Source organism: Halorussus vallis (genome assembly GCF_024138165.1).
GTDB classification, from domain to species: domain Archaea; phylum Halobacteriota; class Halobacteria; order Halobacteriales; family Haladaptataceae; genus Halorussus; species Halorussus vallis.
The window spans coordinates 1,958,502-1,972,309 of sequence record NZ_CP100000.1; the positions used below are offsets into that span (position 1 = coordinate 1,958,502).

General features: G+C 68.2%; 15 protein-coding genes. 8 read left to right on the plus strand and 7 right to left on the minus strand.

Annotated features, from left to right (window positions below):
• The first annotated feature begins 70 nt into the window (after positions 1 to 70).
• Positions 71 to 1,462 (plus strand): ATP-binding protein, encoded by a 1,392-nt coding sequence (locus NGM07_RS09915; RefSeq protein WP_253520099.1) that lies wholly within the window; start codon positions 71 to 73, stop codon positions 1,460 to 1,462.
• A 70-nt stretch (positions 1,463 to 1,532) separates the two neighbouring features.
• Positions 1,533 to 2,378 (plus strand): alpha/beta fold hydrolase, encoded by an 846-nt coding sequence (locus NGM07_RS09920; RefSeq protein ID WP_253520101.1) that lies wholly within the window; start codon positions 1,533 to 1,535, stop codon positions 2,376 to 2,378.
• A 57-nt stretch (positions 2,379 to 2,435) separates the two neighbouring features.
• Here NGM07_RS09920 and NGM07_RS09925 read toward each other — a convergent pair whose 3' ends face one another.
• On the minus strand, positions 2,436 to 3,044 hold the full coding sequence (locus tag NGM07_RS09925; RefSeq protein ID WP_253520103.1) for a cupin domain-containing protein: 609 nt from the start codon (positions 3,042 to 3,044) through the stop codon (positions 2,436 to 2,438).
• Between the two features lie 129 nt (positions 3,045 to 3,173).
• On the opposite strand from NGM07_RS09925, the gene NGM07_RS09930 reads away from it, so the two are divergent.
• Positions 3,174 to 3,998 carry an MBL fold metallo-hydrolase gene (locus tag NGM07_RS09930; protein WP_253520105.1) on the plus strand — a complete coding sequence of 275 codons (825 nt, stop codon included), beginning with the start codon at positions 3,174 to 3,176 and terminating at the stop codon, positions 3,996 to 3,998.
• A 49-nt stretch (positions 3,999 to 4,047) separates the two neighbouring features.
• Here NGM07_RS09930 and NGM07_RS09935 read toward each other — a convergent pair whose 3' ends face one another.
• Complete coding sequence (locus NGM07_RS09935) at positions 4,048 to 5,565, minus strand: PGF-CTERM sorting domain-containing protein (RefSeq protein WP_253520106.1); 1,518 nt, start codon at positions 5,563 to 5,565, stop codon at positions 4,048 to 4,050.
• A gap of 159 nt (positions 5,566 to 5,724) precedes the next feature.
• On the opposite strand from NGM07_RS09935, the gene NGM07_RS09940 reads away from it, so the two are divergent.
• From NGM07_RS09940 to yqeC, 3 genes are read left to right on the plus strand one after another with little or no spacing between them, the layout of a single operon-like run.
• A complete protein-coding gene (locus tag NGM07_RS09940) occupies positions 5,725 to 6,468 on the plus strand; it encodes a hypothetical protein (protein ID WP_253520107.1) in 744 nt (247 codons plus the stop codon).
• Between the two features lie 51 nt (positions 6,469 to 6,519).
• Entirely contained in the window at positions 6,520 to 7,023 is a 504-nt protein-coding gene (locus tag NGM07_RS09945; RefSeq protein WP_253520108.1) for a DUF6653 family protein, read from the plus strand.
• The gene (gene yqeC / locus NGM07_RS09950; RefSeq protein ID WP_253520109.1) at positions 7,020 to 7,829 is read left to right on the plus strand and encodes a selenium cofactor biosynthesis protein YqeC; all 810 of its coding nucleotides are present in this window, start codon (positions 7,020 to 7,022) and stop codon (positions 7,827 to 7,829) included. Before NGM07_RS09945 ends, yqeC begins: the two co-directional genes overlap by 4 nt.
• Before the next feature lie 42 nt (positions 7,830 to 7,871).
• On the opposite strand, the gene NGM07_RS09955 is transcribed toward yqeC, so the two are convergent.
• From NGM07_RS09955 to NGM07_RS09975, 5 genes are all read right to left on the minus strand, one after another.
• The gene (locus NGM07_RS09955; protein WP_253520110.1) at positions 7,872 to 8,513 is read right to left on the minus strand and encodes a universal stress protein; all 642 of its coding nucleotides are present in this window, start codon (positions 8,511 to 8,513) and stop codon (positions 7,872 to 7,874) included.
• Between the two features lie 416 nt (positions 8,514 to 8,929).
• Positions 8,930 to 9,892, minus strand: a complete 963-nt coding sequence (locus NGM07_RS09960) for a DUF5787 family protein (RefSeq protein ID WP_253520111.1) — start codon at positions 9,890 to 9,892, stop codon at positions 8,930 to 8,932.
• Between the two features lie 81 nt (positions 9,893 to 9,973).
• Positions 9,974 to 10,288, minus strand: coding sequence for a hypothetical protein (locus NGM07_RS09965; RefSeq protein WP_253520112.1), 315 nt, complete (start codon positions 10,286 to 10,288; stop codon positions 9,974 to 9,976).
• 73 nt (positions 10,289 to 10,361) lie between these two features.
• Complete coding sequence (locus NGM07_RS09970) at positions 10,362 to 10,643, minus strand: hypothetical protein (protein ID WP_253520113.1); 282 nt, start codon at positions 10,641 to 10,643, stop codon at positions 10,362 to 10,364.
• A gap of 281 nt (positions 10,644 to 10,924) precedes the next feature.
• Complete coding sequence (locus tag NGM07_RS09975) at positions 10,925 to 11,875, minus strand: winged helix-turn-helix domain-containing protein (RefSeq protein WP_253520114.1); 951 nt, start codon at positions 11,873 to 11,875, stop codon at positions 10,925 to 10,927.
• A 312-nt stretch (positions 11,876 to 12,187) separates the two neighbouring features.
• On the opposite strand from NGM07_RS09975, the gene NGM07_RS09980 reads away from it, so the two are divergent.
• A complete protein-coding gene (locus NGM07_RS09980; RefSeq protein ID WP_253520116.1) occupies positions 12,188 to 13,420 on the plus strand; it encodes a translation initiation factor IF-2 subunit gamma in 1,233 nt (410 codons plus the stop codon).
• Between the two features lie 6 nt (positions 13,421 to 13,426).
• Positions 13,427 to 13,807 (plus strand): PIN domain-containing protein, encoded by a 381-nt coding sequence (locus NGM07_RS09985; protein WP_253520118.1) that lies wholly within the window; start codon positions 13,427 to 13,429, stop codon positions 13,805 to 13,807.
• Position 13,808: the final 1 nt, after the last annotated feature.

A 13,808-nucleotide genomic window follows, 5' to 3' on the forward strand; every position in this document is an offset into this window, starting at 1 on the left:
CCGCCGGCTTGGTGGCCCGCGGGAACTGCTTCGACGCGCTTAAGCCGCTCTGGGCTCAATTCTCGTGAGAATGAGCGACGCGGCCCTGGACGTCGTCGAATTTCTGCTGACCGCGAGTCTGTACAACGACAATCGAGAACTGGACGAGAACGACCTGCTCCCGCGCTACCGGCAGGTGTTCTGGCCCGACGGCGCGGGCGGCGACGCCTCGGGTCGCGGCGACGGTCCGGACGGGCCGCCGGGCATCGAGCGGCCCATCCGGCCGTCCGTCGAAACCGCCCGGCGAGCGACCGGAATCGACGACCCCTGGAGCGCCATCTCGGGGCTGATGTTCACCGACCGCGACGAGTTCTCGGGGTCGCTCGAACTCGCCCAGCCGGACATGGCCGAGGAGTGGTTCGTCCAGCGCGGCGAGGACCGAATCGTCCACAACCCGGTGCTCGCCTACGCCTTCGAGGACGAGGTCGACGGCGCCGACTATGAGGCCGCCCGCGACGCCAACCGGCCCATCCAGGCCGACCGCGCCTGGATAGACGGCCTCCTCGCGGAGTACTTCGCCGACGAGGAGGAAGAGGAGATGCTCGACCTCGTCGACATCCGGGCGCCCGAGGAGATAGAAACCACCCTCGACGACCTGGTGCTGACCCACGACCAGGAGGCCGAGATCCACAAGATCGTCAAGGCCATCGAGCACCGCGAGTACCTCGCGCAGATCGGCCTGCGCGAAATCGGCAAACTGCTGTTCGTCGGCCCGCCGGGCACCGGCAAGACCTCGACCGCGCGAGCGCTGGCCTACGACCTGGACCTCCCGTTCGTCGAGGTCAAGCTGTCGATGATCACCAGCCAGTACCTCGGCGAGACCGCCAAGAACGTCGAGAAGGTGTTCGAGGTCGCGAAGCGACTCTCGCCCTGCATCCTGTTCATGGACGAGTTCGACTTCGTGGCCAAGACCCGCGCGAGCGACGAGCACGCCGCCATCAAGCGCGCGGTCAACACCCTCCTCAAGAGCATCGACAACATCAGCCTCATCCAGGACGACGTGTTGCTCATCGGCGCGACCAACCACCCCGACCAGCTAGACGCGGCGGCGTGGCGGCGCTTCGACGAGATCGTCAACTTCCCCAAGCCCGACGAGCCGATGCGCTCGGACATCCTCAGGCTCATCACCCGGCCGATGGACATCTCGGACTTCGACCCCGACGCGCTGGCCGCCGAAACCGAGGGGCTGACCGGCAGCGACCTCCGGATGGTGCTCCGGGAGGCGGTGCTCGACGCCCTGACCGAGGGCCGGACCGCGCTGACCCAGCAGGACTTCTTCGACGCCATCAAGGACTTCGAGGAGCGCGACCACCTGAAGGACATGGACATGATAGAGGGCGACCACGACGCGCTGGTCGCGGGCGGCGACATCTCCGGCAGCGCGAGCGCCGACGGCGGCCACAGCCACGACCACGACCACTGAGCGCCGCCGGTCCTTCGCGGGACGTTCTCGCGGCCGTAAAACCATCCTACTCGCAGACCGGACGGGCGATATGCGATTTCCGGAGACCGGCCACCTGCTCGACCGATTCCCGTACGTCCGCGTCGGCGACGGTCCGCGAACGCTCGTCGTCGTCCCCGGCGTCGACGACGCGATGTTCGACGGCGAGTACCCCGTCGCGGCCGGGTGGTTCGCCCGGGCGTACTTCTCGCGGTTCCTCGACGACCACACCGTCTACGTGCTGAGCCGACCGCGCGGACTGGCCGACGGGACCACCATCGCCGACATGGCCGACGACTACGCCCGCGCGCTCGACGAGCGACTCGGTGCGGCCGATGTCCTCGGAATCTCGATGGGCGGGTTCGTGGGACTGGAGTTGTGTCTCCGCCACCCCGAACTGGTCGAGCGCCTCGCGCTCGCCAACTCCGGTTGTCGGATGGCCGGGCCGGGGCTGGAGGCCGTCGAGCGGTTCCTGGAGTACACCCGCGACCGCGACTGGGCCAGAATCCGGGCCGAACTCGCGGCGGCGTCGTTCACCGACTACAGGGCGTTGTCGTACCCGCCGTTGCTCCTGTCGGTCGGCCGGTTCGCGCTCCCCCGGCCGGCCGACCCCGACGACGTTCGAATCTCGCTCGAAGCCATCGAGGCGTTCGACGTCACCGACCGACTCGGCGACGTCGATTCGCCGACGCTGGTGTTCGGCGGTGCGGCCGACCCCTACTTCCCCGAACCCATCCTCGCGGAAACCGTGGCCGGAATCCCCGACGCGGAACTCGCCTCGATTCCCGGGGCCAAACACGGGGCGTTCCACGAGCGCAAGCCGGAGTTCGACGACCGACTCGCAGCGCTCCTCGACCGGCCGACGCACGCGAGCGAACGGTCGGCCGTGCCGGAGTAGCGCGGGTCGAGCCAAGTCGAGGCGGGTCGAGCCGAGTCAGGGCGGCCGACTCAGAGGTCACCGGCGCCCGTCGCCGTCGGTCCGGGCGTCCGGACGGGACGACGCCGGACTCTCGCCGTACCTCGGATACCGCGACCGGTAGCCCGCAAGTCGGCCCGCGGGAGCCAACGCCGTAGCTAGCGCCCGCTGGAGCGGGGCCGGGACGGCCGCGAACCGGAACTTATCGCCGAACGCGTCGGCGAGCACCGCGAACTGGAGGAGTCCCGGGTTCCCGTTCTTCGTCGTCTTCCCGTCGCGGGCTAGGCCGAACGTCGTCTCGAAGAACGCCTCGGCGTCGAGCGCGGGGCGGAGTTCCACCACCGCGTGCATCTCCGTGTCGCCGGCGTTCCACACGGTGTGGGCCGTCCCGGGGAGGACGGAGAACTTCGTTCCCGGAGTCGCGGTCCACTCGTCGCCGTCGATGCGAACCCCGAGCGCCCCCGACTCGACCGACAGTCGCTCCTCCTGTCGGGGATGGACGTGGGCGCGCTTGCCGGTCGCGAAGCCGCCCGGTTCGAGGTAGTAGTCGAACCGCACCGCCTCGCCGTCGGTGTCGCTGGCGGTCGCTCGAAACTCGATTCGCTCGCCGGTCGCCGGATTCGCTATCGTCTCGCCTCGTCGTGCCATCGTTCTCCCCCGCGTCCCGTTCGGTCGGGGCCGCCTTAGACTTGCTCGCAGGCGCCGGTCGATTGCGACCGGCGCCCGCTGTTCCCGTCCCCGAAAGCTTTCTATCCCGAGTCCCTACCGCTTCGACAGATGCAGGTCACCCTCCTCGGCACCGGCGATACCACGGGCACCCCGACGCCGGGCTGCGACTGCGACACCTGCGAGGAAGCCAGAGAGCGCGGCGTCGAGCGCACCCGCTTTTCGGTCCACGTCCGCAACGACCGCACCGGCGAGTGCCTGCTGGTCGACGCCAGCCCCGACTTCCGCCACCAGTTCCTCCACCGCGACGTCGCCCTGCCCGACGAGGCGATAGTGACCCACATTCACTTCGACCACTTGGACGGCCTCGGAAACGTCTACCGACTGCTCGACGACCTGCCGGTCCACGCGGCCGACGAGACGGACCCCGCGACCGGCGAGAGCGTCGCAGACACCGTCCGGCACAAGTACGACTACCTCGACCGGGTGACCGTCCACGGCCGCGCACCACACGAGACGTTCGCGGCCTGCGGGTTCGAGGTGACGCTCGTGCCGGTCGACCACCCGCCGCTGGTGTGCTACGGCGTCGTCGTCCGCGACCCCGAGACGGGCGCGAAGCTCTCCATGACCGGCGATACGAGTTACGGGATTCCGGACCGCTCGCGCGAAGCCCTGGCCGACGCCGACCTCCTGCTGGCCGACGCCATCGTCCCCGCCGACCTCTGCGAGTACCACCCCGCGGGCGGCGACCACCACGGTCCCGACGGCGTCCCCCGGACCTTCGGTACGAAGCACATGACGCGAGAGGGAGCGCTCGCGCTCGCCGATGACCTCGACGCCGCCGAAACCCGACTGGTCCACCTCGCTCATTACTACCCCGTCGAGGAGGCCTTCGAGGAACCGCTCGCCGTCGACGGCGAGCGGTATCGGCTGTAGTCACGGCCGACGGTTCCCGCGGCGAACGCGGGAGGAAAATCGATTGTCTTCAGTCCCGCCGGGCCAGCAGTGCCGCGGCGACCAGCGCCGCGAGCGCCGCGGGGACGCCGAAGCCCGGAACCGACGCGCCGGGGTCGCCGTGGGCGGTCGTGTCAGACGCGTCGGTCGTCTCGGACCCCGCGTCCTGCATCGCGCCCTCGTCGGTTTCGTTCGTCGTCAGGCCCTGGTCGCCGACCCTCCCGCTCGCGTTCTGGAGCGCGGCGTGGCAGGCGGACAGTTTCGAGTCGTTCTTGTGGAGTCCCGCACCGCTTCCGACCTTGTAGGTGCCGGAGGCGTTGATGTCGCGCATGGTCGGGCCGCCGCTCTCGTTCGGGTCAGTCACCCGGGCGGCGTCGTAGACCAGCCACGGCGCGTAGAACTCCCAGACGATGTCGCCCTTCGGCGTGACCTCGACCACGCGGTTGTGGCTGGAGTCGGAGACGAGCGTGTTGCCGTTGGGCAGGCGGTCGGCGTCGCGGGGCCACTTCAGGTCGCCCTTGAGCGTCCAGACGGGGTTCCAGCCCTGCCCGTTCTTCAGGTCGCCGTCAGACTCGTCTGACGAGCCTCCACTCGCTTCGCTCGCGGAGACGCCGTCCGGATTCGCGTACTCGACGATGCGGCCGTTCTCGCTGTCGGCGACCAGGATGGTCGGCGTGCCGTTCTCGCTCCGGAGGAAGTCGGGGTTGTGCTGCTGGTTGAGGATGTTCTTCTTCCCGTCCTCGCCGAGTTTCATCACGATCTCGTTCGACGAGCGGTCGACCACGATGGCCTGGTCGAAGTTGCGGGGCGAGAGGAGGAAGCGGTCCTCGCCCACCTTGTCGACGTCGTTGAGGTGGGTCCAGTCGTGGGTGTAGTTCTCCTCCAGGTTCTTCGGGTCGTAGTGGTCGTCGAAGCGCCACTGCCACGTGATGTTCTGGGTCGTGCGGTTGTAGACGAACACCCGGTCGTCGTTGGTCTGGTTACTCGGGTGGTAGTTGCGCATGTTCGCCACCGCGATGGCGGTGCCGTTGTTGATGAGGTCGGCGTCGTGGGTGTCGGCGACGTCGAACATCTTCGACCAGACCCGCTCCTGGGTTCGGGGGTTGAGTTCGTAGACGACCGTTTTGTGGCCCTTCACGGTCGCGGTGACGAACACGTTGCCGTTGGCCATCGGGTCGACGTCGTACCCCCAGACCACGTCGTACTTCGCGGCGCTGTGGTGGACCCACTCGACGTTCCCGCGCGGGCCGACGCCGACCAGTTTCGCCGGGCGCTTGCCGCCGTTTTTGCCGAACTTGTACCCCTGGACGCTGACGACCGTCATCCCATTCGCGGGCGATTTGATGACGCCCGTGCAGGGACCGGTCGCGTTCTGGAGGGTCGCCGGACTCGACTCCGGATGGACGCCCGGCGCAGTGGCGGCGTTCGGAGCGGTCGCGCCGTTTTCGGCCGTTCCGGTCGGCGCGACGGCCGCGGCGGGCGTCATCACCGAGAGGCAACACAGTAGCGTCGCGACGGCGGCGAATCGCCGCCGAGAGGACGGTAACATGGATTCGAATATCGACGGTATCACTTTTGAATGTTTAGCATCGAACGACGGCGGCGAGCTGTCGTCCGGACGGACAGTCAGAAATCAAATCATAAATATAGGTCTGCGAGTAGACATATATGCATGGATGAAAGTCCATTCAGTCGACGTCGGTTTCTGATGGCTAGCGGAACGACTCTCTCACTTACACTCTCAGGCTGTTCGGGCGGCGGCGACACGACGACCGACGACGGTAGCAGTGACGCGACGACGGTCGAGAACGCGGATACGACGACGGCGAACGAGGACGGTGACGCGACGACGAGCGGCGGCGAGACGACCGAACCCGCTAAATCGTCGAAGGGAACGTTCGCAGTCAAGGTCGTCTACGACGGCGAATGGCAGGGGTCGATTTCCGCCGACGGCAGTTCGAAGTCGATTCAGGGAACCGGACCGAAAACAGTTGAAGTGAAAGGGAACCCCTCCATCATTTCAGCGAACGCCCAGAAGAAGGACAAAGGTGCAGGGAAAGATCTGACCGTCAAGATTTTGAGAGATGGAGAAATCCTCGAAGAGAGTTCCACCGAAGCCGAGTACGGACTCGCGCAAGTCACCGCCTCCGAGTACAACTCGGAATCGAGTGGCAGTCAATCCGGGGGTGCGAAGCTCTCGGTCGAGGTCGTCTACGACGGCGAGTGGCAGGGGTCGATTTCCGGCGACGGAAGCTCTAGGTCGGTCCAGGGGACCGGACCGAAGACGCTCGAAGTGAAGGGTTCTCCTTCCATCGTCTCGGCGAACGCCCAGAAGAAGGACAAAGGCGCGGGCAAGAAGCTAAGCATCAATATTATGAAAGACGGTGAGATTCTCAAGGAGTCCAGCACCACCGCTGACTACGGAATGGCTCAGGTCACCGCCTCGGTGTAAGACCAACTCCTGGCGGGTGAGCTAATGGGGGTCGGCGTCGTAGCCGAAGCCATGGCAACGACGACGCTCAGGCGACGGTTCGCCGAGTCGGAGTTCTTCTGGGACCGCCACGCCAACCCCGCCAGCGGGTGGTCGCGCGTGCCGACCGGACCGCTGCTCGTCTACGCGCTCTACCGGCGGAACTGGGCGCTCCTCGGCGCGACGGTGGCGTTCGTGTTGGTCAACCCGGTGCTCTTCCCGGCCCGTGAGGCCGACGCGTCGGGGCCCGACGGCGCCGAGGAAGGGTGGATGACGAAGGGCGTCCGCGGCGAGCAACTGTGGTTGCGGGGCGCCGACGCCGGCCTGGCCAACTGGTTGAACGTCCTCAACGTTCCCGTCTTCGCCTACGCGCTGTACGCGGCGGTCCGCCGGAAACCGCGGGCGGCCGCCGCGGCGACGGCGGCCGCGATGGCGCTGAAACTCGCGTTCGTCGGCCGGATGGCGAGGCTCTACGAGCGAGAGCCGGGCTGGACGGTCGGCATCGCCGACCGTCCGGCCTCGGAGGAAACCCGATGACGAAGGACCTCGCCGACGCGCTCGACGCTCGCGAGTTGACCTGCATGGTCGGCGCGGGCGGGAAGAAGACGACCCTCTACGCGCTGGCCGACCGCCTCTCGCGCGCGGTGGTGACGGCGACGGTCCGCATCCCCATCTTCGACGGCGAGGTCGCCGACCTCGCCGTCACCGACGAACCGGTTTCGGCGCTGTCGGACGCCGATGCCGATAGTTGGCCGCTCGGCCTCGTGCCCGAGCGCGAGCGCCCGGACCGCTACCGCGGCTACGACCCCGAGACGGTCGCGGCGCTCGCCGACGCCCACGCCGGGCCGGTGCTCGTGAAGGCCGACGGGGCGCGCACCCGCTGGCTGAAGGCGCCCGACGAGCGCGAACCGCAGGTCCCCGCGGCGGCCGACACGGTGGTTCCCATCGCCAGCGCGAAGGTCGTCGGCGAGCGCCTCTCGGCCGAGCACGTCCACCGGCCCGAGGTGGTCGCCGAACTCACGGGCCGCGAGTTGGGCGACCCGATTCGGCCCGAGGACGTCGCCGCCGTCCTCGCCCACGAGGCGGGCGGCCTGAAGGGCGTGCCGGCCGACGCGACCGCGGTCCCGGTCGTCAACATGGTCGACGACGCCGACCTCCGCGAGACGGCCCGCGAGGTTGCCGACGAGGTGCTCGACCGGACGGCCGAGTCGCGGTCGCCCGCCAGTGATTCGACCGCCCGCGGGTCGACCGACTCCGACTCGACCGATCGCGGTCCGACCGTGCCGAGGGTCGTCCTCGCCCAGATGGTAGCCGACGACCCCGTGGTAGAGGTCGTGGAGTGAATTCGGAACCGCGAGCGAGCGAAATTCTCGGCGGAGCGGCCGCTACCGGCGAATCCTGGCGAGGCGCGCCTCGCCCGTGTTGGCGTCGATGTGGACGTTGAACGCCTCGCCGCCCTCGGTCCGCGCCCGGACGAGCCAGGTGTTGCTCTCGCGGTACGGTTCTTCGGGGAATTCGGCAACGGCGCGGCCCTCGTCTTCGAGCGCACGCCGGGCGCGCTCGCGGGCGGACTCGTCGTCCCGGACCGCCCGACCCTGGCGCGCGAGGTTCACCGTCAACACCGGCACGTCGCTCGCGCGGACCACTCGCTCGGTGACGCTCCCGAGGACGTAGCGGTCGACGCCCGACCGGCCCTGGGTCCCCATCACGAGCAGGTCGACGTCCCGCTCGTCGGCGTACTCGCCGATGACGCCCGCGGGGTCGCCCTCCTCGACGGCGGTGACGACTTCGACGCTCCGCTCGGCCCCTTGCCGAGCGATATCGTCGGTGGCTTCGCCGCCCTCCTGGCGCCGGCGCTCGCGGGCCTCCTCGCGGCCCTCCTTCGACGGCTGGTAGTCGAGGGCCTTCCTGTCCACGACGTAGAGCGCGTGGACGGTCGCACCGGTCAGTTCGGCGAGGTCGAGGGCGTGTTCGACGACCGGACGCTGTTCGCTCCCGTCGGTCGGCACCAGGATTCGGTCGTACATGTGCGGGCGTTCGATGCTCTCGTGGAAATAGTCTTGTTTCGCTCGTTGAGCGGAACTTCCTCGAAAGCCTCCGACCACTCGCTCCGAGCCGCGACAGCGACAGCAGAGGGAAGCACTTCGAAAGCCCCCGCCCGCTCGCGGTCGCTGGCCGGGATATTCACGCCTCGCTGCCGCTCGGCGAGAATAGTGCCCGCCCAGGCGACCACGTGAACGCGAGCGGGCGGCCCCTTTCAGTCCACCGTCGGACCTCCGGTCCGACGAGCTCTCGTTCGCTTCGCTCACGAGAACCACCCTGCCGGTTGGTCGGCCGAGCGTTTGCGGTTGTTCGTGTCGCAAAGCGCTTCCGGTGGACTAGTTCACCGAGCGCTTCCGGCTGGTGATTCGGTCGGCTATCGCACCTGAAAACACGCTCCTCGCTACCAGAACTTGTCCAAGCCCGACTGCTTTCGCGCCCGGCCGTCGGGGTCGGCGACCCACGGCGTCCGGCCGTCTCGGGCCGCCACGGCGTCGAACTCCGGCGGGTCGGCGGGGTCGTGGCCGGGGCAGTCAGGGCCGCACTCGACGGGATTCACGAGACTCCCCTTCCACCGGCAGAAAGGCAGGCCCTCGCTCCCTTCGCGGGTTGTGCTCTCGGCCTCCGCGCACGCCGGAAAGTCGTAGGTCCGCCAGCCCTTGCCGTACGCGCGTTCGGCCATCCGGCGGCGCTGGCGGGCCTTCTCGGCGGCCGAGACCACGGCGACGTCGGTCCGGCCGGTGTGGGTTTCGAGGAGTTCGACGCCGGCCTCGTCGGTCGGGAGCGGCCGGGCCTCGCGGACCACCTCGCGCTCGCCGGTTTCGGGGTCGAAGCGCCAGACGCCGACCTCCTCGGGGATGCGGTTGAGGTGGGCGCCGGTCACGTAACTCTCGGTGGCGAGCACCACCTCGTCGACGACCGCGAGACTGACGTCCTTGCGGAGTTGCACTTCGAGGTCGCCGGGGTCGCCGAGGTCGGGTTTGTTCTCAACGCCGACGAGGCGGCCGAACCAGTCGTCGGGGTAGCGGGCGACCTGCCGAATGCGGCCGTCGAGTTCGCGCTCGAAGAAGCCGACCTCGACCGCGCGCTCGGCGAGTCGTTCGGCCCGCTCGGGGTGGCAGTCGAACACCTCACGCGGGCGTCGGGCGCGCCCGACGCCCGCGTCGCTCTCGACGGCGGCCGGGGGAATCGTCTCGGCGGTCAGGGCCGCCCGGGCGTCCATCTCCGGGCCGGGTTCGACTCGGAGTACGTCGAGAATCCGATTGCCGGGGTCACGGACGCCGCCGCCGATCTGCCTGGCGACGACGGCGTCGCCGCGGGCTTCGAGGTGGGCGCACAGGGCCAACTCGAAGGGGAACTCGCGCACGGCCGTCACTGAGCGCGCCGGGAAGAAAAGTTCGCCGTTCGGCGGGCGGGTCGGTCGCGGTCGGTCAGTAGTGGTCGCCGGTCAGTCGTCGGCCGGAACGACCTCGCCCTTCTCCGACTCGGCGTCCTCGTCGTCCGAGTCGTCTTCGCGCTCGGTGCGCAGGTCCGCCTCGGTCGGATCGGCGTCGAGGATCGGGCGTTCTCGTCTCTCGCCCGCCTCGTCCGTGTCTGTGGCGGCGTCGCTCCGCCCGGAGACGAGCGCTCTCGCCCCGGCGACGAGGCGGTCCTTCGCGCGCGCCGGCAGCGCGGGTCGTCCGTCGTCGGTTTCGTCGTCGACGTTCGCCTCGTCGGTCGCTCTGCTCGCGGTTCGTTCCCAGTCGTCCCTCGGGTGGCACATGGTAACTCCCCTCCTGCTCTGGGCGGCCGGACGCGAATAAGGATTTTCGACGCCATCCGACAAAAGGCACCGTTCAGTCGAACCGTTCGAGCGCCGCGACGACGCCGCGGACCACCGCCAGTGGGAGCGCGAACGCCAGACCGACGGACGCGACCCATCCGACCAGCAGGACCGGGACGGTCGTCGGCACGACGGCCGCCGCGGTGGCGAGCGTCGCGGCGGCCAGTAGCGCCGCGGCGACCAGCGATAGCACGGTGATCGGAAGCGCGAGGCGGGCGACCAGCGCCGCGACGAGGCCCTCGCCCCGGGTCGTTCGACCGACCGATGCGGCCGTACCGTGGTTGTCGTACTTCATCTCTTTCTCCTCGCCTACGAGTAGGGGCGGCGGGGATAAAGTTGTAATCTGAAATACACTCCTGCACGGCGAGTTACCGGAATCGGGTTCTGTAAAGCGGTTGTCCATTCGGGGGCGAGCGCCGGGCGAGGAGACGGAACTCGCGGAGAACCCGCGTGAAACTGGACTCGGTGAAGACGGAACGTGAACGAAGTCGAGCACGAGTAAGACGAAGCGCGAACGAGGCGGACCTCGGAGGGCTCCGAAGAGAGAGCCGGGACGGCGGCGGAGAAGGGTGAGTCTCAGATGGCCTTCGCGCTGCTGGAGGACGCCGACCGGCTCTCGCGTTCGAGTTCCACCACGTCGAGGTTCCCGTCGAGGGTCACCGACAGCACCTCGTCGTCGAGCGGAATCTCGACCAGAATCTCCCAGGGGCCCTCCGAGACGACCGTGGTGTGCTCGTCGCTCACGCACCACTCCAGGTCCCAGTAGGGCCGGGTACAGACGTCGATGCCGTGGTCGCGGTGGAACGTCACCACGTCCGACTGGTCGAGTAGCGACAGGCCCACCGCAGAGTAGAGCTGGTGGCGACACTGCTCGCAGCGGTGGTCGACCCGGACTTCGAGGCCCAGGAAGTTCTCGGTGTCACGGGTGACCGTGGTGGTCATCCGGCCGTTGCACTCCGGGCAGACGCCGTCGGCGGCCAGGCAGTGGAGGTGACGGACGCGCTGGTTGAACGCGTCGGCGATTTCGTCGTTCGTGCGGTCGTTGAGGCCGCCCGGCGGGAACGGGTAGCAGCCGTGGTTCTTGCCGCACTCGGTGCAGTCGATGACGAGTCGCTCATCCTCGTAGCTCGCGCGCAGGGTCCCGTCGCAGGCCGCGCAGGTGCCCGTCACGTCGAACGGCTCCATCTCGGGGTGTTCGTTGAACGACCCCGCCAGGATGGCGCGGACGACCTTCTTGCCGGCCTGTCGGAAATCGTAGCCGTCGTCGGTCTGGACCACGAAGTGGTCGGTGAGCTGTTTCAGGTGGTAGTTGAACTGCGCGCTGTCGCGCATCCCCACCGCGCGTCGGAGTTCCGAGAAGCTGACGGGGCGCTCGGGGGCCGCCCACAGCGCCTCCAGAATCGACAGTCGCGTCTCGTTCGCGATGACCGAGAACGCCTCGGCCGGGGCGACGCAGTCCTCGCACTCCTGGAGCGTGACCTCGTCGGCGTCGGCGAGGTCGGGGTTCGGTTCACTCGTTCCGCTCATGTGAGACAGTTGTTATCCGGAGGAGCTAAAGTGTTCGCTTAATCTCGGTTGTGTAGATGAGTTGTCAAGTATATAATGGACCGAATCAGACTCGTCAGCCGCCGTACCGAGGGTAAACCGGAACGTCCGAGGGCGAACCGGGGATGCTCGCCGACGCCGACGGACGGCCGCGACCGCGAGAGCCGAGTCAGACGATGCCTAGCGGGGACCGCGTTCGTCGCCGATTCGGAGTGCGAAGCGGCGAGCGAGAACAGTAGGTTTATCAGTCGTTCGGGCCGAATCTTCCAGTAGAATTACTCCAGGAGGTCAACTTTGACAGGAAACAACGCCCAACCGGAGGTGAACATCGGGCTGGTCGGCCACGTAGACCACGGAAAGACGACGCTCGTGCAGGCGCTTTCCGGCGAGTGGACAGACCAGCACTCCGAGGAGATGAAACGTGGCATCTCCATCCGACTTGGCTACGCCGACGCCACGTTCCGCAAGTGCCCCGGTATGGACGAACCGGAGTGCTACACGGTCGAGGAAACCTGCCCCGACGGCACCGAGAGCGACGTGCTTCGGACGGTGTCGTTCGTGGACGCGCCCGGTCACGAGACCCTGATGGCGACGATGCTGTCGGGCGCGGCCATCATGGACGGCGCGGTGCTGGTCGTCAGCGCCACCGACCCCGTCCCGCAGGCCCAGACCGAAGAGCACCTGATGGCGCTGGACATCATCGGCATCGACAACATCGTCATCGCACAGAACAAGATCGACCTGGTCGACCGCGACCGGGCCCAAGATAACTACCAGGAGATACAGGAGTTCGTCGAGGGGACCGTCGCCGAGGACGCGCCGGTCGTCCCCATCTCCGCCCAGCAGGAGGTCAACATCGACCTCCTCATCGACGCCGTCGAGCGCGAGATTCCGACGCCCGAGCGCGACCCGGACGCCGACGCTCGGATGCACGTCGCTCGCAGTTTCGACATCAACCGCCCGGGGACGACCTGGGAGGGACTGATGGGCGGCGTCATCGGCGGCAGTCTGGTCGAAGGTCGACTCACCGAGGGCGACGACCTCGAACTCCGCCCCGGTCGCGAGGTCGAGGAGGGCGGCGAAACCCGCTGGGAGCCCATCCAGACCGACGTGCGTTCGCTCCAGGCGGGCGGCGACATGGTCGACGAGGTGACGCCGGGCGGCCTGCTCGGCGTCGGCACCGGACTCGACCCCAGCATCACGAAGGGTGACGCGCTCGCGGGACAGGTCGCCGGGTCGCCCGGCAGCCTCCCGCCGACGTGGCGCCAGTTCACGATGGAGGTCGACCTGCTCGAACGCCTCGTCGGCGTCGACAACGAGGACGTCGACGAGATATCGACCGGCGAACCGCTGATGCTCACCATCGGCACCGCGACGACCGTCGGTTCGGTGACGAGCGCTCGCCAGGGCGAGTGCGAGGTCGCGCTCAAGCGGCCGGTCTGCGCGCCCGTCGGGTCGAAGATCGCCATCAACCGCCGCATCGGTGCGCGCTGGCGGCTGATCGGCGTCGGCACCCTGCGGGAGTAGCAGCCGATGGTCGCGGCCGTCGCCATGGACACCAGCGCACTCATGATGCCCGTCGAATCCGACGTGCGGGTCTTCGAGGAGCTATCGCGGCTGCTCGGCGACTACGAGTGCGCGGTGCCACGCGCCGTCCGCGACGAACTGGAGAAGCTCTCGTCGGGCGCGAGCGCGGAGGCGGTCGCCGCGAGCGTCGGAGCCGACCTCGCCGACGACCGCTGTCGGCTCGTGGACCACGAAGCATCGTACGCCGACGACGCGCTGGTCGAACTCGCACCCGAGTTCGACTACGTCGTCACGAACGACGGACCCCTCAAGGCGCGCCTGCTCGAGGTGGGCGCGTCGGTAATTCATATAAGGGGCCGGAACAAACTCGCAATCAGTCAACCATAGC

Bases quoted from the DNA above. Each gene is read 5' to 3' on its own strand.
- NGM07_RS09930 (WP_253520105.1), top strand. From the start codon at position 3,174: ATGCAGGTCACCCTCCTCGGCACCGGCGATACCACGGGCACCCCGACG.
- NGM07_RS09935 (WP_253520106.1), bottom strand. From the start codon at position 5,565: ATGTTACCGTCCTCTCGGCGGCGATTCGCCGCCGTCGCGACGCTACTG.
- NGM07_RS09970 (WP_253520113.1), bottom strand. From the start codon at position 10,643: ATGAAGTACGACAACCACGGTACGGCCGCATCGGTCGGTCGAACGACC.
- NGM07_RS09965 (WP_253520112.1), bottom strand. From the start codon at position 10,288: ATGTGCCACCCGAGGGACGACTGGGAACGAACCGCGAGCAGAGCGACC.
- NGM07_RS09925 (WP_253520103.1), bottom strand. From the start codon at position 3,044: ATGGCACGACGAGGCGAGACGATAGCGAATCCGGCGACCGGCGAGCGA.
- NGM07_RS09945 (WP_253520108.1), top strand. From the start codon at position 6,520: ATGGCAACGACGACGCTCAGGCGACGGTTCGCCGAGTCGGAGTTCTTC.
- NGM07_RS09940 (WP_253520107.1), top strand. From the start codon at position 5,725: ATGGCTAGCGGAACGACTCTCTCACTTACACTCTCAGGCTGTTCGGGC.
- NGM07_RS09915 (WP_253520099.1), top strand. From the start codon at position 71: ATGAGCGACGCGGCCCTGGACGTCGTCGAATTTCTGCTGACCGCGAGT.
- NGM07_RS09985 (WP_253520118.1), top strand. From the start codon at position 13,427: ATGGTCGCGGCCGTCGCCATGGACACCAGCGCACTCATGATGCCCGTC.
- yqeC (WP_253520109.1), top strand. From the start codon at position 7,020: ATGACGAAGGACCTCGCCGACGCGCTCGACGCTCGCGAGTTGACCTGC.
- NGM07_RS09975 (WP_253520114.1), bottom strand. From the start codon at position 11,875: ATGAGCGGAACGAGTGAACCGAACCCCGACCTCGCCGACGCCGACGAG.
- NGM07_RS09920 (WP_253520101.1), top strand. From the start codon at position 1,533: ATGCGATTTCCGGAGACCGGCCACCTGCTCGACCGATTCCCGTACGTC.
- NGM07_RS09955 (WP_253520110.1), bottom strand. From the start codon at position 8,513: ATGTACGACCGAATCCTGGTGCCGACCGACGGGAGCGAACAGCGTCCG.